The sequence below is a fragment of the Nonomuraea terrae genome (assembly GCF_044465245.1).
GTDB classification, from domain to species: Bacteria; Actinomycetota; Actinomycetes; order Streptosporangiales; family Streptosporangiaceae; genus Nonomuraea; species Nonomuraea terrae.
This window is the reverse complement of sequence record NZ_JBITLL010000004.1, coordinates 671,481-689,150: the sequence shown is the minus strand read 5'-3', so window position 1 is coordinate 689,150 and position 17,670 is coordinate 671,481. Positions and strand designations below refer to the sequence as shown.

At 73.7% G+C, this 17,670-nt stretch carries 15 protein-coding genes and 1 pseudogene; 3 read left to right on the top strand and 13 right to left on the bottom strand.

Features of this window, described 5'->3' with window-relative positions; translation table 11 throughout:
* Window positions 1-15: 15 nt before the first annotated feature.
* Both ACIBP6_RS21445 and ACIBP6_RS21440 read right to left on the bottom strand, forming a co-directional pair.
* Window positions 16-1,155: an acyl-CoA dehydrogenase family protein gene (locus tag ACIBP6_RS21445; RefSeq protein ID WP_397054613.1), complete on the bottom strand. Its 1,140-nt coding sequence runs from the start codon at window positions 1,153-1,155 to the stop codon at window positions 16-18.
* Window positions 1,156-1,165: 10 nt separating this feature from the next.
* Window positions 1,166-4,543 (bottom strand): indolepyruvate ferredoxin oxidoreductase family protein, encoded by a 3,378-nt coding sequence (locus ACIBP6_RS21440; RefSeq protein ID WP_397054611.1) that lies wholly within the window; start codon window positions 4,541-4,543, stop codon window positions 1,166-1,168.
* Between the two features lie 173 nt (window positions 4,544-4,716).
* On the opposite strand from ACIBP6_RS21440, the gene ACIBP6_RS21435 reads away from it, so the two are divergent.
* Window positions 4,717-5,178 carry an Lrp/AsnC family transcriptional regulator gene (locus ACIBP6_RS21435; RefSeq protein ID WP_132608662.1) on the top strand — a complete coding sequence of 154 codons (462 nt, stop codon included), beginning with the start codon at window positions 4,717-4,719 and terminating at the stop codon, window positions 5,176-5,178.
* Window positions 5,179-5,182: 4 nt separating this feature from the next.
* Here the strand turns inward: ACIBP6_RS21435 and ACIBP6_RS21430 are convergent, their stop codons facing one another.
* Both ACIBP6_RS21430 and ACIBP6_RS21425 read right to left on the bottom strand, forming a co-directional pair.
* Window positions 5,183-6,325 carry a hypothetical protein gene (locus tag ACIBP6_RS21430; protein WP_397054610.1) on the bottom strand — a complete coding sequence of 381 codons (1,143 nt, stop codon included), beginning with the start codon at window positions 6,323-6,325 and terminating at the stop codon, window positions 5,183-5,185.
* A gap of 130 nt (window positions 6,326-6,455) precedes the next feature.
* A complete protein-coding gene (locus ACIBP6_RS21425) occupies window positions 6,456-6,593 on the bottom strand; it encodes a hypothetical protein (RefSeq protein ID WP_397054609.1) in 138 nt (45 codons plus the stop codon).
* Window positions 6,594-6,793: 200 nt separating this feature from the next.
* On the opposite strand from ACIBP6_RS21425, the gene ACIBP6_RS21420 reads away from it, so the two are divergent.
* Window positions 6,794-7,522: a class I SAM-dependent methyltransferase gene (locus ACIBP6_RS21420; RefSeq protein ID WP_397054608.1), complete on the top strand. Its 729-nt coding sequence runs from the start codon at window positions 6,794-6,796 to the stop codon at window positions 7,520-7,522.
* A 61-nt stretch (window positions 7,523-7,583) separates the two neighbouring features.
* Here the strand turns inward: ACIBP6_RS21420 and ACIBP6_RS21415 are convergent, their stop codons facing one another.
* From ACIBP6_RS21415 to ACIBP6_RS21380, 8 genes are all read right to left on the bottom strand, one after another.
* Window positions 7,584-8,534, bottom strand: coding sequence for an alpha/beta hydrolase family protein (locus ACIBP6_RS21415; protein ID WP_397054606.1), 951 nt, complete (start codon window positions 8,532-8,534; stop codon window positions 7,584-7,586).
* Window positions 8,535-8,584: 50 nt separating this feature from the next.
* Complete coding sequence (locus tag ACIBP6_RS21410; RefSeq protein WP_397054604.1) at window positions 8,585-11,338, bottom strand: ATP-binding protein; 2,754 nt, start codon at window positions 11,336-11,338, stop codon at window positions 8,585-8,587.
* Window positions 11,339-11,398: 60 nt separating this feature from the next.
* A complete protein-coding gene (locus ACIBP6_RS21405) occupies window positions 11,399-11,746 on the bottom strand; it encodes a hypothetical protein (RefSeq protein ID WP_397054602.1) in 348 nt (115 codons plus the stop codon).
* A gap of 235 nt (window positions 11,747-11,981) precedes the next feature.
* Window positions 11,982-12,944: a branched-chain amino acid ABC transporter permease gene (locus ACIBP6_RS21400; protein ID WP_397054600.1), complete on the bottom strand. Its 963-nt coding sequence runs from the start codon at window positions 12,942-12,944 to the stop codon at window positions 11,982-11,984.
* Window positions 12,941-13,801: a branched-chain amino acid ABC transporter permease gene (locus ACIBP6_RS21395; protein ID WP_397054598.1), complete on the bottom strand. Its 861-nt coding sequence runs from the start codon at window positions 13,799-13,801 to the stop codon at window positions 12,941-12,943. The genes ACIBP6_RS21400 and ACIBP6_RS21395 overlap by 4 nt, the downstream gene beginning before the upstream one ends.
* Window positions 13,798-14,457: an ABC transporter ATP-binding protein gene (locus ACIBP6_RS21390; protein ID WP_397054596.1), complete on the bottom strand. Its 660-nt coding sequence runs from the start codon at window positions 14,455-14,457 to the stop codon at window positions 13,798-13,800. The genes ACIBP6_RS21395 and ACIBP6_RS21390 overlap by 4 nt, the downstream gene beginning before the upstream one ends.
* Entirely contained in the window at window positions 14,454-15,209 is a 756-nt protein-coding gene (locus tag ACIBP6_RS21385; RefSeq protein WP_132608649.1) for an ABC transporter ATP-binding protein, read from the bottom strand. The genes ACIBP6_RS21390 and ACIBP6_RS21385 overlap by 4 nt, the downstream gene beginning before the upstream one ends.
* Window positions 15,210-15,212: 3 nt before the next feature.
* Complete coding sequence (locus ACIBP6_RS21380) at window positions 15,213-16,406, bottom strand: ABC transporter substrate-binding protein (protein WP_397054594.1); 1,194 nt, start codon at window positions 16,404-16,406, stop codon at window positions 15,213-15,215.
* Window positions 16,407-16,582: 176 nt separating this feature from the next.
* On the opposite strand from ACIBP6_RS21380, the gene ACIBP6_RS21375 reads away from it, so the two are divergent.
* Window positions 16,583-17,074: a hypothetical protein gene (locus ACIBP6_RS21375; protein ID WP_397054592.1), complete on the top strand. Its 492-nt coding sequence runs from the start codon at window positions 16,583-16,585 to the stop codon at window positions 17,072-17,074.
* Here ACIBP6_RS21375 and ACIBP6_RS21370 read toward each other — a convergent pair.
* Window positions 17,013-17,275, bottom strand: a pseudogene (locus ACIBP6_RS21370) (DUF4142 domain-containing protein); the annotation flags it as partial. The gene ACIBP6_RS21375 and the pseudogene ACIBP6_RS21370 sit on opposite strands and share 62 nt — an antisense overlap.
* Window positions 17,276-17,670 lie beyond the last annotated feature (395 nt).

Sequence of the window (17,670 nt, the reverse complement as noted above, 5' to 3'; positions counted from 1 at the left end):
ACACGCGGTTCAGGGCTACGTGGCGAGATGGCGGCTGATGACGAGGCGCTGGATCTGGTTCGTGCCCTCGAAGATCTGCATGATCTTGGCTTCGCGCATGAAGCGTTCGACGCGGAACTCGCGGGTGTACCCGTAGCCGCCGAGCACCTGCACCGCGTCCGTCGTCACCTTCATCGCCGTGTCCGTGGCGACCAGTTTGGCCACGCTCGCCTGGCGGCTGTAGTCGAGCCCCGCGTCCCTGCGCCGCGCCGCGTCCAGGTACGTCGCCCGCGCGCTGTCCACCCCCGCCGCCATGTCGGCCAGCAGGAACGCGAGCCCCTGGTGGTCGATGATCTTCTTGCCGAACGTCTCGCGCTGCCGCGCGTACGCCACGGCCTCGTCGAGCGCGGCCTGGGCCAGGCCGGTGGCGCAGGCGGCGATGCCGAGGCGGCCGGAGTCGAGGGCGCTGAAGGCGATCTGCAGCCCCTGCCCCTCCTCGCCGATCAGCCGGTCGGCCGTGAGGACCGCGCCGTCCCAGTGGGCGGTGGTGGTGGGCACCGCGTGCAGGCCCATCTTCTCCTCGGGCCGCCCGAACGTCAGCCCGTCGGCCGACCCGGGCGCGAGGAAGCACGACACGCCCCGCGAGCCCGAGCCCGTGCGGGCGAACAGGGCGTAGAAGTCGGCGAGGCCGCCGTGGGTGATCCACGCCTTGGTGCCGGTGATCCGGTATCCGGTCTCGACCCGCTCCGCCTTGCAGGCCAGGGCGCCGGCGTCGGAGCCGGCCTGCGGCTCGGACAGGCTGTAGCCGCCGATCAGGCGCCCGGCCAGCATGTCGGGCAACCACCGCTCCCGCTGCTCCCGCGTGCCGTACGCGAACACGGGGAAGCACGAGAGCGTGTGCACGCTGGTGGCCACCGCGACGGCCGCCCAGCGCATCGCCAGCTCCTCGATCACCTGCAGGTACACCTCGTACGGCTGTCCGCCGCCGCCGTACTCCTCGGGGTAGGGCAGGCCGAGCAGCCCGGCGGCGCCCAGCGTGGCGAACAACCCCTCCGGGTACGTCTCCGCGCGCTCATGCTCGTCCACCCGGCGCGCCAGCTCCTTGTCGGCGATCTCCCTGGTCAGGTCGATCAGGTCCCTGGCGTCCTGGTCGGGCAGCAGACGGTCGACGGTCACGGTTGAACTCCTAGTGAGGGGTGGACTCGGTCAGGCGGCCGAGGGCGGCCTTGGCGCGGTCGCGGAACTCGGCGACCCGGGCGAGCTTGATGTCCTCGTACCCACGGATCACGTCGGGCAGGCCGGCGATCTCCTCGACGGTCGTCGCGGTGTCCGGGGTGAGCCGGTCGAGCGCGGCGCGCACGAGAGCGCGGTACTCGCCGACGAGCGCGCGCTCGACGCGGCGCACCTCGGCCCGGCCGAACACGTCGAGCGCCGTGCCGCGCAATACCCGCGCCGCCCGCAGGCCGCGGAACAGCACCCCGGCGGAGCGGCGTACCTCTATCTTGCGCTTCATGCCCATCGCGCGCAGCACCGGCGGGTGCAGCAGCACCGACACCCGCGCGTCGCGGCCGAACTCCCGCTCCCGGCGCTCCCGCTCGACGGGGTCGAGGTGCAGGCGGGCGACCTCGTATTCGTCCTTGTAGGCCATGACTTTGTGCAGGCCGCGGGCGTAGGCGAGGGCGATCGCCGTGCCGGCCTCCGCGCCCGCCCGCTCGGTCGCGCGTGCGGCCACGCGCCGCACGTCCTCGGCGTACGTACGGGCGTAGGCGGCGTTCTGGTAGCCGGTCAGGTCGGCGACCCGGGCGGCCACGACCTCCTCCAGCCCGGACGGTTCGGGCGGCTCGGCGGGCAGCACGGCCCTGCGCACGGCCTCGGGGTCGGCCACGGCGGCGCGGCCCCAGCGGAAGGCGGCCAGGTTCTGTTCGACGGCGGCCCGGTTGAGCCGGATGGCCTGCTCGATCGCGTCGGCACCGACAGGCAGGCAGCCGTACTGGTACGCGGCGCCGAGCAGCAGCAGGTTGGCCGGCATGTGGTCGCCGAACAGGGCCTCCGCCAGCGCGTGCGCGTCGAGGCAGAACCGCTCGCGGGTGACCGACTCGACCCTGGTGACCGCGTCCGCGTGCCCCGGCACCGGCGCGCGGCCGGTCACCATGGCGGCCGTCGGCACCACGGCGGTGTTCAGCACCGCCACCGTGCGCTCCGGCGAGGCCACGGCCAGGGTGGTGTCGGCCGCCGCGCCCAGCACGTCGAACCCGACGATCACGTCGGCGCCGCCGTTCGAGGCGCGCACCGACCCCGCGGGCGGCCGCTTGGAGATCCGCACGTCGCTCACCACGGGCCCGCCCTTCTGCGCGAGCCCGGTCTGCTCCAGCCCGGCGGCGTGCAGGCCGTCGAGGTGGGCGGCCATCTGCAGGATCTGCGAGACGGTCACCACGCCGGTGCCGCCGATGCCGGGCATCCTGATCAGCACCTCGTCGCCGACCCTGGAGTCGGGGTGCGGCGGGTTCGCCGGCGGCGGCGGGGCCTTCCTGGGCTCGCGGGTGCCCGGCTCGACCAGCAGGAACGACGGGCAGTCGCCCTTCAGGCAGCTCAGGTCGGTGTTGCAGGAGGCCTGATGGATGCGCGTCTTGCGGCCGTACTCGGTCTCGACCGGCTGCACGGACAGGCACGTCGAGGCCTCGCCGCAGTCGCCGCAGCCCTCGCAGACCCGCTCGTTGATCAGGACCTTCTTCTCCGCCGCGGGCAGCTTGCCGCGCTTGCGCAGCCGCCGTTCCTCCGCGGCGCACCGGTCGTCGTGCACGAGCACGGTCACGCCGTCCAGCGCGGCCAGCTCCTTCTCGACCTCGGGCAGGTCGTCGCGGTGCCGTACGGACGCGATCGGCGCCAGGCGCACGCCCTGATACCGCTCCGGCTCCGGCGTGGTGATCACGATCTTCCTGACGCCCTCGACCGCCAGCTCGTGGGTGATCGCCGGCACGTCGAGCCGGCCCTCCGCGCGCTGCCCGCCGGTCATGGCGACGGCGTCGTTGTAGAGCAGCTTGTACGTCATCGTCACCCCGGCCGCCACGGCCGCCCTGATCGCGAGTGAGCCGGAGTGGTGGAAGGTGCCGTCGCCGAGGTTCTGCACGAAGTGCCGGTCGTCGGTGAACGGCGTGAGCCCGATCCACTGGGCGCCCTCGCCGCCCATCTGGGTGATGCCGACCTGCGTGCCGCGCCCGTGCCCGTCCAGTGCGATCATCGCGTGGCAGCCGATGCCCACGCCGACCAGCGTGCCGTCGGAGGCGCGGGTCGAGGTGTTGTGCGGACAGCCCGAGCAGAAGTACGGCGTGCGCGCGGCCACTAGCGGCAGCATGCGGCGCGCGGGCCGGGCCCTGACGAGCGGGCGGGGCAGCCGGTCCTCGCCGACGCAGGCGGCCACGGCCTTGGCGACGTCCTCCGCGCTGAGCGTGCCCCGGGCGGTCAGCAGCTCCCGGCCCACCACCGCGGGCACGCGGCCGCGGCCGTAGAGCGCCTGCTTGAGGTGGCCCTCCAGGAACGGCACCTTGTCCTCGACCACCAGCACCCGCTCCAGGTCGCGGGTCATCTCGGCCAGGTCGTCGTACGCGAGCGGGAACGGCATGCCGATCTTGATCAGCCGCAGCCCCAGCTCGTCCCTGGCCACCTCGTCCAGGCCGAGGTCGGACAGCGCCCGCTCGACCACCGCGTACGTGACGCCGGAGGCGATGATGCCGAGCGCGGTGTTGCGCGCCCCGGAGACGATCCGGTTCAGGCCGTGGGCGCGGGCGTAGGCGCGCGCCGCCTCCAGCCGGTTGGTCAGCATGTCGTACTCGGCGTCCAGGGCGGCGGCGCCGAGCAGGACGGGCGCCGGGCCGCGCGAAACGCCATCGGGGACGGGGATGTCCGCGCGCAGCGGGCCGAGGTCCACGGTGGCCGAGGCGTCGGCCAGGTCCGCGACGATCTTCATGGCCGCCCACAGGCCGGTCGCCCGCGACATGGCCACCGCGTGCAGGCCGTACTCGATGATCTCGGCGACCGTGCTGGGCGCGAACAGCGGCATCGACAGGCTCTGGCACATCGGCTCGCACGAGCTCGGCAGGGTCGAGGACTTGCAGCCGGGGTCGTCACCGATCCAGGCCACCGCGCCGCCGAGCGCCGAGGTGCCGGAGACGTTGGCGTGCCTGATGGCGTCGGCGGCCCGGTCGAGGCCGGGGTTCTTGCCGTACCAGTAGCCGGTCACCCCGGCGTGCCGCCGGCCGGGGACCTGCTCCAGGAGCTGGGTGCCGGCCACCGCCGTGGCGGCGAGCTCCTCGTTCAGCCCCGGCTGGAACACCACGCCGGCCTGGTCAAGGAACCGCCCGGCCCGGCCCATCTCCAGGTCCAGCCCGCCCAGCGGCGAGCCCTGGTAACCGGTGACGAAGGCACGCGTGTCGAGGCCGCGCTCCTCGTCCAGGCGGCGCTGCTCCAGGGTCAGGCGCACCAGGGCCTGGATCCCGGAGATGAGCACCCGGCCGTCGGCCGCGGTGTACTTGTCGTCGAGCGACACAGGTGCGGGAGTCTCGCTCACGCTCACGACCTCCTGGCTTCGTACGTGCTTGGTCTCGTACGTGAGATTCCCAGCACAGCAACGCGGGCACGATATGCGCAAGTATTAGACGAGAAAGCAGGCGGAAGACGCAAACTATATGAGTTCGCGGGCTCCGTGGCTGATGTTATTTGCGCCTGAAGGGGGCGTTCTCCGTGCCTGACGTGGACGAGATCGATCACAAGGTGTTAAGACTGCTGCGCGAGGACGGACGCAGGACGTTCTCCGAGATGGCCGAGCAGATCGGGCTGTCGGTGGCGGCGGTCAAGCGGCGTGTGGACCGGCTGCGCGAGATCGGCGTGATCACCGGCTTCAGCGTGCAGATCGACTACGCCAAGCTCGGGTGGGGCATCGAGGCGTTCACCGAGCTCAGATACCCCGGCACGACGCCGGTCAGCGAGATCGTCCGCACTGCCACCGACGTGCCCGAGGTGCAGGCGGTGTTCACGATCGCCGGTGACCCGGACGCGCTCATCCACGTACGGGTGCGCGACCTCGGCCACCTCCAGCAGGTGATCGACCGGCTGCGCCGGGCCGGCGACGTGACCGGCACCAAGACGCACCTCGTGCTCGGGTCGTGGACCCGCGAGACGCCCGTCCCGCCGCTGCCGCGCTGACGGCTCAGCGCGGCCGGTCGGCCTCGTCGCGGCGGGAGAGACAGGAGACCAGCAGGCCGATCGCCAGCAGCACCCCGACGCCGAGGCCGAGCATCCACAGCGACGTGCCGGTCAGCGGCAGCGCCTGCCGCCCGTGGTCGGCGGGGCGCACCGCGTCGCCCTTCGCGACGTCACGGGGCCGGGACACGCCGGGCTCCGCACGGTCGCGCCCAGTGACCTCCTCCCCCGGCGGCGCCTGGTCGTTCTTCACCTTCCGGCCGTCCCGTTCGCCGGGACCCGCGCCGGCTCCGCGTGCGGGCTGCTCGGCGGGCTCGGATGCCTGGGCGTCCGGCGTCGGGGTTACCGCCGGGCTGGGGAGGGTGCTCGGCGACCGGGCGGGCTCGATCATCGTCTCCGCGCAGGACCGGTCGTTCGCGGGGTTGTCGTCCTGACCGCCGGCCCGCACGGTGGCGCAGCTTCCCACCGGGCCGGCGGAGTTCGCCGCCACGGTGTAGCGGAACGTACGGCTCTCCTCCGGGACCAGCGCGCCGAGCGGGCAGTCCAGGTCCGGCCCGGCGCCCGGGCACTCGGCCGGGCGGTCGACGACGGTGGCCCGCTCGGCGCCGGCGGAGTCCCGCACGGTGACGTCCACCGCCCGCGACGGCCCGCGGTTGGTCACGGTCACCGTGTACGTGGCGCGGTCCCCGCCCGCCGCGAGCCGGGCGGTCTTGACGATCCCGACGTCGGCCGCGCTGCGGACCCGGGCGGACAGCGGGACGGCGTCGCCGCCCGCGACCTGCGCCTGGTGGGTGACCACCGTGCCGTCCGCCAGGCCCGGGTCGGTCGTGAACGGGATCTCGTAGGTGACGGCGCGGCCCGCGGGGACGGCCGGGCCCGCGCAGGTGACGGTGCGGGCGGCGAGCCCGCAATCGGCGGGGAGGGGGCCGGGCACGACATTGCGGTCGAGGGTCGCGGTGACGGCGACCTCGCCGGCGTCCCGGCCCCCGGCGTTGGTGACGGTCAGCGCGTACACGGCCTGCGCGCCGGCCACCATCGGCTCGGGGGATACGGAGGCGGTGATCCGCAGCTCCGGGGGTGCGGCCGCGCTCGCGCCCGTCCCGCTCAGTACGGCGAGCGCGACGACCGCCGCGATCCCGGGCCTGCCCATGTTCGTAACCCCCGCCTGAACGTCGCGTGCCTGCTCGACCCGGGGAGATCCTCCTCCGCGCACCGGCCCCCGCGGCGCCCTCACCACCACAACCAGACGCGCCCATGGCGCACTCTTTGCCGCGCGGCCGTCACCGGGGCGGACGTTCGTAGGTGAGGGTCTTGACCCGGCGCGGGACGAGGGCGGTGTTCACCGTCCGCACGCCCGGCAGGGCGCCGACCTCCTCGCTCAGGTAGGCGTACAGGTGGCCGGTGGCGCGGCAGAGCACCGAGACGGTGAGGTTCGTCCGGCCGCTGATGGGACGCGGTCACGTTCGGCGACGTCCCGGGGCCCGGGCCGACCGACGCCCCCGATGTCGCGGGAATCCGACATCGAGCCGCTGATGTGGCGAAATTTCCGGCATGTCGCTGTTCAGCGGTGGACGAACAGGCCGGGTCCGCGGACGGTGTGCGCCGTAGGGTCGTGGGCATGGCCGGGGAAGCGCGTTACGACGAGATCGCCGACTTCTACGCGTCCGGGTGGGGCGACGCCATCGACGACCCGGCCTCCGTCCGCCTGCTCGCCCTGCTCGGGCCGGTGGCGGGCCGCCGGGTGCTGGAGCTCGCCTGTGGCCATGGCCGCATCAGCCGCGAGCTCGCCCGCCGGGGCGCCCACGTCGTGGCCGCCGACCTCGCGGCCGCCCTGATCGCCAAGGCGGAGGCCGCCGAACGCGAGACGCCCCTGGGCATCCGCTATCTCCACACCGACGTCACAGGTCCGGCCGCGCTGGCCGGCCTCGGGCTGTTCGACGCGGTGGCGTGCAGTTTCGGGCTGTCGGACATCGACGACCTCGATGGGGCGGTGGCGAACGCCGCCGCGGCGCTGCGGCGCGGCGGGGTGTTCGTCTGCTCGCTGCTGCACCCGTGTTTCCCCGGCGGGCCGGGCGTGTCGGGTTCGTGGCCGTCCGAGGGCGACTACCGCGACGAGGGCTGGTGGCGGGCGGACGGTGAGCAGTCGTCGTTGCGCCGCCGCGTGGGCGCCAACCACCGCACGCTCGCCACGTATGTCGACACGCTGCGCCGCCACGGCCTGTGGGTGGACGAGCTGGCCGAGCCGGAGCCGGCCCCCGACTGGGCGGCCAGGCGACCCGAGGCCGCCCGCTTCCCCGTGTTCCTCGTCATGAGATGCGTGCGGGCCGGCGACCCGCCGTCCCCCTGAGACGGCGAGCCCCGGCCGGAGCCCGGCCCCGCGACGTGCGGGGCCGGGCCGATGGATACGGTCAGGAGCTGGGGCAGGTGTGGCGGTACTCCTCGATCGCGAGCCCGCCGGGCGGCGGGCAGAGGAACTGCTCGTAACGGGTGTCGTCGTCCACGAACCGCTTGAGCCAGGCCACCATCGACTTGGCCATGGTGGTGTTGGTGGTCTGCGGGAAGAAGTGGCTGGCGCCGTTCAGCTCCAGGTACGCCTTCTCGGCCGACGACGGGATGCTCTCGTAGAAGAGCTGCGCGTGGGTGGAGACCGGGGCGATGCTGTCGCTCTCACCACCGATGATCATCGTGGGCACCTGGACGGCCGGCCACGACTTGTCGGAGTTCCAGGGCGCGATCGGCACGGCCGCCTGCAGCGACGGCCGGTCGTCGGCCGCCTCCAGCGAGCCGCCGCCGCCCATCGAGTGCCCGGCCACCGCGAGCCGGTCCGGGTCGATGCGGCTGCGGATGGTGAGCGAGCTGTCCTCGACCAGGTAGTCGAGAGCCGCGAGCAACTGCCGGCCCCGGCTCGCGGGCTGGTCGTAGAGCGTGTTGGTCTCGATGCCGATCACGACGAAGCCGTGCGAGGCGATCCTCGGGCCGAGCCAGTCGAGGCTGGACCACCTGGCCGTGTACCCGGGCGAGATGGCGATGGCGCCGAACGTGCCCTGGCTGGTGTCGGTCGGGTAGTAGATCTCGCCGCCGCCGAAGCCGAGCACCAGCGAGGAGACGCTCTGCGTCGCGACCGAGAACGGGCCGCGGCTCGCCTCCAGGAGGGCGTCGGTGGGGTCGGGGCCGCGCTCGTACGGGCTCGCGGCGTGGGCCTGGGCGGAGGCGGGGGCGGCCAGGGCGCCTGCGGTGAGGGCGAGACCGGTGAGGAGCCCGGTCAGGAGCCTGGTGAACGTTCGCGCGCCGGTTCGGGGGGTGAGCTGCACGTCGTCATACTCCCTGCTCGTCGGGGGGTGACTGCTGTCTGCCGCCATTGTTGGAAGGCGCGGCCGGCCGTGCATCGGCGAAATCACCGGTCTCGCGGTCAGGACATGAGGCGTACCAGTTCGACGCGGGAGCGGATGCCGAGGCGGCTGAAGACGTTCCTCAGGTGGTGCTCGACCGTGCGGCGGCTCAGGAAGAGCTGCTCGGCCACCTCCTTGTTGGTGGCGCCCTCGGCGACCATGCGGGCGATCTGCAGCTGCTGCGCCGTGAGCTCCCCGGCGGCCGCTTCCGGCGCGGGGCGGACCGGCTCGCCGGAGGCGCGCAGCTCGGCCCTGGCCTGCTCGGTCCACAGGCGGGCGCCGTACCGCTCGAAGGTCTCCAGGGCGGCGTGCAGGTGAGTCCTCGCCGCGCCGGGGCGGCGCTCGCGGCGCAGGGCACTGCCGTAGAGCAGGCGGGTGCGGGCCGCCTCGAACTCGTACGCGGCCTGCCCGTGCAGGTCGAGCGCCTCCTGGAACAGCTCCTCCGCCTCCCCCGGCGGGGCCAGCAGCGCCCGGCAGCGGGCCACCAGCGCGCGCAGGCCGGGGCTGCGGGTGCTGCCCACCCAGCGTTCGAGCACCCGGAGCGCCGACGCCGCCCGCTCCCGGTCGCCCGTACGCGCGCACGCCTCGATGAAGTGCGGCGTCGACATGACCCGGATGACCACGTGACTGCTGGTACGCCGCTCGGCGCGCAACCGGTTGGCGGCGTCGGCGGGACGTCCGGCGGCCAGGTCGAGATAGGACAGCGCCCAGGTGGCGACCGCTCCCGCGACGCCGAGGCCGTGGGCCTCGGCCAGGTCGATGGCGGCGTCGGCGCGGATGCGGCACGTCTCCTGGTCGCCCTCGACGGCCGCGGTGATCGCCAGCCAGGCCAGGTGCTGGGCCGCCGTGTTGAGCTGGCCGGTCTCCCTGGCCAGGCTCAGGCCCTGGGCCGCGGTCGCCGCCACGGACGGGTAGCGGCCCATCCAGATCTCCGGGTAGATCGTGTACTCCAGCAGCTGCGGCACGGCGGAGGCGGCGCCGCGCAGGCGGGCGGCCTCGACGGCGCGGGCCGACAGCCGGTGGGCGGTGTCGTCCTCGCCGAGCAGCATGCTGGCCACGCACGCCCACACCAGCACGGCGGGGTCGCGTACGCTGCCGGCCAGCTCGACGACCCGGCGCAGCGGGCCGGCCGCCTCCCGGTGGGAGCCGCTGAAGGTGAAGGCCATCCCGGCCAGGTACTCGAACATCAGCTGCGTCGCCACCGTCTCGTCGGGGCGGCGCAGCGCGGCGGCCTGCCGGGCGATGGCGAGGAACGCCCGGTTGTCGCCGGCGCGGTAGCTGGCGTCGGCGGCCCGGACGAGCGCGCGTACGCCCAGCATGCGGTGGCTCTCCAGCAGCCAGGCCGCGGCCGACAGCAGCTCCTCGCGGGCGCTGCGGGTCTCGCCGCCGAGCAGTTCCAGGCTGCCGTGCAGGAGCTGGACCCGGCCGCGCAGCCCGTCGGGCGCGGTGGTCAGCGAACGCAGCCCGGCCAGCAGCGAACGGGCCGCCTGTGGCCGGCCCGCCACCCACGCGTGCCGCGCGGCGGCGGCCAGCCGCTCGGCCTTGGCCGGGTCGTCGTGCGGCGTCAGCTCGGCGGCCTTCGCCAACGCCAGGTACGGCTCCGGATGCCCACCCGCCTGCCGTGCCCCGAGCGCCGCCTCGGCCAGCTCGCCGGCCAGCCGCGCGGGGTCTCCGTCGAGCGCCCAGGCCCGATGCCACGCCCACCGCAACCGCCGCCCTGTTCGCCCGTCGCGACCTCGGCTCTCCAGGAGGTGGGCGAGCAGGCGGTGGGCCTGACGGCGGTGGAGGAGGGAGGCGCTGTGGTAGGCGACGGCGCGTACGGCCGGGTCGGGGAAGTCGTAGCGGTCGTCGGCGCAGCGCAGCAGGCCGGCGTGTTCGGCCGGCTCCAGGGCGGTGAGGGCGCAGGCCGGGCGGGCCGCGCGGATCAGGGTCTCGGCCTCCACGCCGGGGTCGGCGGCGACGAGCAGCAGGAGCCGCCGGGTCCGCGCGGGTAACGCGGCCAGGCGGTCGGCGTGCGCCCGCCACAGCCGGCCGTCCCTGGGCGGCGCGACGGGCGGGGCGGCCAGACCGGCCAGCTGGTCAGGGGTGAGCGCGCCGATCAGCTCGGCCAGCGCGAGCGGGTTGCCGCGGGCGATCTGGTCCACCGCCGCCAGCAGGTCCTCGGCGACCTTGCCGGGCGCGAGGTCGCCGGCCACCTCACGGACGGCCGCCGCGTCCAGCCCCTCCAGCACGCGGACCGGCAGCCCCGCCAGGTCACGGCCGGGCGACCGGGCCGCGAACAGCAGCACCACCGGCGCGCCCGACAGCCGCCGGGCCGCGAACGACAACACCTCGCGGCTGGCCGGATCGAGCAGGTCGGCGTCGTCGACGCAGGCCAGGACCGGCCGTTCGGCGGCCACCGCCGACAACAGGCCGAGCACGGCGGCGGGCAGCGCCAGCCCACCGCCGGCGGCGCCGGACTCCAGCGCGGCGGCAAGGGCGCCGGCCTGCGCGTCGGGCAGCCGTGCGGCCGCCGCGATCGGGTGCAGCAGGGCGTGCAGCCCCGAGTACGGCAGTCGCGACTCCGGCTCCACTCCCGACACCCGCAGGACGCGGAAACCGGGTGAGGCGTGGGCGGCGGCCAGGTCGAGCAGGGCCGTCTTCCCCATGCCGGGCGGGCCCGCCAGCACCAGAGCCCCGCCGGAGCCGGTCGTGGCGCCGTCGAGCAGGCGCCGCAGGGCGCGCTCCTCCTCGCCGCGGCCGCGCAGCACGGGTACGCGATCGACAGGGGACACGCCGTCCAGTGTTACCCGCCGATGTCATGACTGAAAGGGCCCCTTGTGAAGCCGGTGATTTCACCGATTCCGGAGCAGCGGCGCGACGACGTACCGGGTGGTGGCCCAGGCGGCGTAGAGCGGCGGCGAGCAGGGCACGAGCACGCCGAGCACCGGCCGGGTCAGGACGGCGGCCACCGCGAGCCCGAGCACCACGACGTCGGCCACGGCCAGGTACCACCGCCGGGCCACCGGGTACGGGCACGGCCGCACCAGGGCGCGCAGGCGTACGGACGTCTCGGCGGCGAGCGTGAGCAGCGCGAACGCCACCGCCATCACCAGCCCGGCGGCCGCGCAGAAGAACGGCACCAGCGCCGGCCCCCAGACCGTCGGCCACAGCACAGCCACGTCCAGGACCAGCACGGTCACCGCCGCGACGCCGGCCGCCCACGATCGCCGCCGCCGGCAGCGGCGCGCACGCGACGGCGAGCGGCACGTTCGTCATGAGGCCGACGTAGCCGGTGCGGAACACCCGCTCGTACGTCTCCTGCCGGGCCGGGCGCGGCACCCTCACCCGGCTCACCCCTTCAGCGCGCTGGTGGCGGTGCCGCGGATGAAGTACCGCTGGCCGGACAGGAGGAACCGGCGGGGTGACGACCGGCGGTCACACGCGTTCGCTCAGGTTCTTCCGTCTGCGGCTGAGGGCGGGCACGAGGCCCCTCGGCATGAAGAGCACCATCCCGATCAGCACGAGCGCGTACACGGCGTACGACAGCACGGTCGGCGCGTACGACGGCATGCCCGGCAGCGTGGCCAGGCCGTCCAGCCCCTGCACCAGCAGCGTGATGGCGGTGGCCCCGACGACGGCGCCCCAGATCGTGCCGAGCCCGCCCACCACCGCCATGACGATGTACTGGATCGAGATGAGCACGGGGAAGGAACCGGGCGCGACGTAACCGGTGTAGTAGCAGTAGATGCCGCCGGCCAGCCCGGCGAACGCCGCCGACAGCGCGAACACCACCAGCTTGTAGCGCCCCACGGGGATGCCGGCGGAGGCGGCGGCGGTCTCACTGGTGGCCAGCGCGCGCAGGGCCCGGCCGGGCCGGGAGGTGATGACGTTCCGCGTCACCAGCATCACCAGCGCGAGCCCGCCCCACGTCAGGTACGCGTACGCCGCCGCCCCGCCCGCCTCCCACGAGCCGACGCCGAACTGCGGGATGCCCTGCAGCCCGATGTCGCCGCCGGTGAACTCCAGCTGCCCCGCCACCGACAGCAGGATGAGCTGCATGGCCAGGGTCGCGAACGCCAGATGGTGACCGCGCAGCCGCAGCAGCGGCGTACCGACGACCAGCGCGGACACGGCGGCGACCACGGGCGCGGCGACCAGCCCGGCCGGCGGCGGCACCCCGCCGAGCGTGAGCAGCGCGGCCGTGTACGCGCCGATGCCGTAGAAGGCGCCCTGCCCCAGGGAGACCTGCCCCGCGTACCCCATGAGCAGCGACACCCCGACGGTGACCATCGCGGCCAGGCCCAGCAGGATGTAGACGGCCAGCGCGCTGTCGTCGAGCACCGCGGGCAGCGCGAGCGTCACGACGGCAACGACCGGCACCGCGACCCGCCCGATCACGTGACCTCCTGGGAGAGCGTCGAGCGGCGGCTCGCCTGGACGATCATGACGACGATCATGAGGCCGAGCGCCACCTCCAGCTGATGGGACCCGTAGCCGTAGCCCGCGGCCATGGTCTCGGCCACGCCCAGCAGCAGCGCGCCGGCGAGCGTGACCACGGGCCGGGTGAGCGCCCCGAAGACCGCCGCGGCGAAGCCGTTGACGATGAGCGTGACGTCGGTGTCGAACGAGATGGGCCGCAGCGGTGTCACCAGCACCCCGGCCAGGCCGCCGAGCAGGCCGCCGAGCGCGAACGCCAGCAGCCCCATCCGCCGCACGTCGATGCCGACGACGCGGGCGGCGTACGGGTTGGAGGCGCACGCCGTCAGCGCCTTGCCCAGGTAGGTGCGCCCGAAGAAGAGCGCGAGCAGCACGAACGTGGCCGCCGTCACCCCGATCACCAGCAGGTGCTGGGTCTGGACGCGCGCCCCCGCCAGCGTCACCGAGCCGGCGAGCCCGGGCGCCGAGCGCGGCTGGTCGCCCCACAGCACGATCTCGACGGCGTACGCGAGCACGCCCACGCCCAGGGTCACGATGAGCGACGACAGCGGCGTGGTGTCGCGTCTGCCGATGGCGGCCACCCCGGCCAGCAGCCCCGCGAACGCCGCCACCGCGACGGCGGCCAGTTCGCTCACGCCGTGCGGGATCCCGAGCCCGAGCAGCGACGACACGCAGAGCCCGGCGACCACGGCGAAGGTGCCCTGGGCGAAGTTGACCACGCCGGTGACGCGGTGGATGACGACCAGGCCGCTGGCGATCAGCGCGATCGCGCACCCCACCGCCAGCCCGTTGAGCAGATACGTCAGGAACGCGCTCACGAGATCGCGCCTCCCAGGTACGCGCTGGCCACCCGGGGGTCGCCGGCCAGCTCAGAGCACGGCCCCTCGGTCACCAGCCGCCCGGACTCCAGCACGTACGCCCGGTCGCACAGGTCGAACGCCAGCCGCGCGTTCTGCTCGATGAGCAGCACGGTCAGGCCGCGTGACCGGTTCAGCCCGGCCAGGTGGGCGGCCAGGTCGGCGGTCACGGTGGGGGCCAGTCCGAGGGAGAGCTCGTCGACCACGAGCGCGTCGGGCTCGGACATCATCGCCCGCCCGAAGGCCACCATCTGCTGCTCGCCGCCCGACAGCACGCCCGCCTTGCGCCCGGCCAGCTCGGCCAGACGGGGCAGCAGGTCGTAGACGGTCGAGGGGTCGCGGCGGCCGGAGCGCCAGCCGCCGAGCGCCAGGTTGTCGGCCACCGACAGGTCGGGGAACAGCTGGCGGCCCTCGGGGATGAGCGCCAGCCGGCCGCCGATCCGTACTGTGCCCGACGCGGGCTTGAGCAGCCCGGCCAGGGTGTTCGCGAGCGTGGACTTGCCGGCTCCGTTCGGGCCGAGCAGGGCGACCATCTCGCCCTCGGCGACCGCGAGCGTGATGTGCTCCAGCGCGGTGGCGGTGCCGTACGAGACCACCAGGTCCTGGACGTCGATCATGACGCCTGACCGAGGTAGGCGGCGAGCACCAGCGGGTCGGCGCGCACCTCGGCGGGCGGGCCGTCGGCGATGACCTGGCCGAGGTCGAGCACCACGACGCGGTCGGCCAGGCGGGTCACGAAGGCCACGTCGTGCTCGATGAGCAGGATCGTCAGCCCGCCGGCGCGCAGCTCCTCGACCAGCGCCGCGAGCCGTTCGCGTTCCTCGCCCCGCAGCCCCGAGGCGGGCTCGTCGAGCAGCAGCAGCCGGGGGCGCGCGCACAGGGCGCGGGCCAGCTGCAACGCCCGCTGCTGGCCGATCGGCAGCCGGTCGGCGGGCCGGTCGGCCCACTCGCTCAGGCCGACGCGGCCGAGGGCGCGCTCGGCCTCGGCGGCGATCTCGCGTTCGTCGCGCCGGTGCCGCGGCAGCCGCAGCGCCGCCGAGACGAACCCGGCGTTCGTGCGCCCGTGCATGCCGACCATGACGTTCTCGCGGACGGTCATGCCGCGGAACACCCGGGCCGCCTGGAAGACGATCGACATGCCGAGCCTGGCCCGCCGGTGGGGGGCGAGCCGGTCGACCCGCCGGCCGAGGAAGGAGATCTCGCCGCGGTCGGCCGCCAGGTGACCGGTGATGAGGTTGAACAGGGTGGACTTGCCTGCGCCGTTCGGGCCGATGACACCGCAGACCTCGCCGTCCGCGACCGACAGCGACACGTCACGGACGGCGTAGACGCCGCCGAAGGAACGGGAGACCCCGGTGACCGTCAGCACGCCTCACCCTGCCTCGGCGACGGTCTTCGCCAGCTGCTCCTTGGCCCACTCGGTGGGCACGAACGCGCCGTTCCGCACAGTGTTGATCGAGATGTACTCGGGGGACAGGCCGGAGTGGTCGGTGGGAGAGTAGCGGAAGCGGCCGTTCGGCGTGATCAGGTCCATGGTCTCCAACGCCTGCTGGATCTTCGTCTTGTCGGTGCTGCCGGCCTTCCTGATCGCCTCGAACAGCAGCAGGCTCGCGCTGTAGCCGTCCTGGGCGAACTGCGGCGGCGGGTAGCCGTGCTTCTGCTCGAACGGCGCGGCCATCTGCTCGATGACCTCCTTCTGCCGGCCCGCCGGCAGGTGCTCGCCGACCACGCCGATCGCGCTCTGCACGATCATGCCCTCGGCGTCCTTGCCCATCGGCTCCAGCCACAGCGTGCTGGCCTGAGAGCCGGTCAGGAACAGCGGCGTCTCCAGCCCGGCGGCCACGTACTGCTTGGCCGCCGTCACGCCGGGCGCGCCCGAGCCCCAGAACACCAGCGCCTCGGCCTGGGAGTCGCGCACGTGCTGGAACAGCGCGCTGAAGTCGGAGGTGGTCGTCTCGTACGGCTCGTCCACGGCGATCGTCACGCCGTACTCGGCGGCGAGCTGGACCATCGACTCGTGCCCGGAGACCGAATAGGCGCTCTTGGAGTCCCACGCCACCGCGATCGTCTTGATGCCCTCGGCCTGGATGTACTGCAGGTAGCGCTCGGCGTACATGCTGGACAGGGCGGGCGTGACGAAGATGTACGACTTGATCGGCTCGACCTGCTCCTGCGCCGGGGCCAGCGACAGGTACGGCATCCGGTCCCGCTGCGCCAGCGGCTCGACCGCCAGCGCCGCGTTGGAGAACACCGGCCCGATCAGCGCGTCGATCTCGCCCTTGATCTGGTTGTAGGCCACGATGCCCTGGTCGGGGGCCGTCTTGTCGTCGCGCGTGACCAGCTCCACCTTGCGGCCGAGCAGCCCGCCCTGCGCGTTGACCTGCTCGACGGCCAGCTCGACGGCCTTCTTGTCCTCGCTGCCGAGCGGTGTGTAGTTGCCGGTCAGCGAGACGATGAGGCCCACCCTGATCGGATCCTGCGCGCCGGATCCGCCACCACCGCCGTCACCGGCGCACGCGGTCAGCGCCAGCAGGAGAGCGGCGAGGGACGGAAGAAGCCTGCGCATCAGGACCTCCTGGAGTCACTGCGTGATGCGGCTCGGTCGCTTGAGGATCCGACGCTTCCCTGGTCACTCCGGTCGCTCGCTCCTCAGGCGGCGGCGGCTCCCTCGCGTGGCCCCCCGAATGTAGGCAGGTACATTACGGCTGTCAATACTCTGCCCACCTCGGGGAGGAGGGCCGCGTGCGGCCCCCATCGGTGATTCTGACCTTCCTCGGCGACCACGTGTACGGCCGCGACATCTGTGTGTCGTCGCGCACGTTCATCGACGCGTTCGCCCGGGTGGGGATCTCGGAGGAGGCCACCCGCTCGGCGCTGACCCGCATGGTCCGGCGCGGTCTGCTGCGCCGCACGCGCGCCGGCCGCCGCATGCACTTCGGCCTCACCCCGGCCAGCACCGAGGTGCTCAGGGACGGCGAGCGCCGCATCTGGCACAGCGGCGTGGTCAACGACGCCGACGAGGACCGCTGGACGCTCATCGGCTTCTCGTTGCCCGAGTCCTGGCAGCGCCAGCGGCACGAGCTGCGCTCGCGGCTGGTCTGGGCCGGGTTCGCAGGGTATCGAGGTGCATCTGCACGACGGGCTGGGCGTCGGAGGCGACCTTCTTCACGTCCGGGTTCGCTCCGTCGCGCAGCTGTTCGTCGATGGCTGTGGGCGTCTGGCGGTGGCCGGTGATCTGAGGGGCCACCCACGCCTTATCGAAGTCTTGGCCTTCACCTGGGCGGGTGCGGCCCGCTGTCGGGGGTTCGGCGCGTCCGGCAGATCCACGCCGGCCTGGTCGGCCTCCCGCTTGACGTCGCGATCGAGCTCGGTGTGGTCCTTGACCAGAGTGGAGCCGACTTCGCGGACCTTCTTGGCGGCGGCCTCTCCGGCCATGATCTCGGCCAGGGTGGCCTGGTGCGCCTGGACGAAGAAGGAGCGGTCCTAGTCGTTGAGTTCGGGTTCGGTGACCGCGCCCGCGGCCACGGGAGAGGACGCCACCGCTGCGACGGCGGTCGCCATCATGATGCGTCTGGTCATCGACGCCCTCCACCAGTCGGTTCGCTGGGCCCAGGTCAGATGCCCTGCGCTGGTGGGGTGAAGCCGAGTTGGGCGCCTCCATGGCGGAGTCTTGAGAGCGGGTATCGGACGGTTCGCGAAAACCAACACTCCGCTGGAGCCGACGCCACCCGGACGAGGCGTGAAGAGGGAAAGGCGGGGACCGTTCGAGGCCACGCTGCGTTGCCGGCCCACAGAATCGACGACCGCGGGTGGTGAGTCGTGAGCCGCCA